Raw genomic sequence first — 428 nt, 5'->3', positions numbered from 1 at the left:
CCCCACGCGGGAGCGCCCCCGGACCACCGACACCGCGTCCGGCCCGGCCCCGCGCGGCACCGACGCCTGCCACGTGCTGCTCGTCGACGACAACCCCGTCAGCCGCGCCGCCCTGCACACCGCCCTCACCGCTGAGCGCGCCGCCGGCCTCCACGCCCCCGGTGCCCCCGGGGTCCCCGGCACCCTGAGGGTCCTCGAGGCCGCCGACACCCGCCACGCCCACGAGACGGCCCTGCACCGCCGACCGGACGTCGCCCTCCTGGACACCCACACGGCGGCCACCGGCTCCGACCAGGACCTCACCGACCTCCTCCACCTCGTCCCCACCCTGCTGCTGACCCGCCGCGAGGACAACGAGGTCCTGCAACGCGCCCTGCGCCTCGGAGCCCTCGGCTACCTCGTCCACGGCGACTTCACCGGCGAGGACC

At 77.3% G+C, this 428-nt stretch carries 1 protein-coding gene; it reads left to right on the top strand.

Annotated elements, in window-relative coordinates; translation table 11 throughout:
• On the top strand, positions 1 to 428 hold a 428-nt coding region (locus tag GL263_RS27845), incomplete at both ends, for a helix-turn-helix domain-containing protein (RefSeq protein WP_182858474.1).

It is taken from the genome of Streptomyces durbertensis (assembly GCF_014156695.1).
In the GTDB taxonomy this organism is placed as follows: domain Bacteria; phylum Actinomycetota; class Actinomycetes; order Streptomycetales; family Streptomycetaceae; genus Streptomyces; species Streptomyces durbertensis.
The sequence above is the reverse complement of the archived record's forward strand: the minus strand, read 5'-3'. Positions and strand labels throughout refer to the sequence as shown.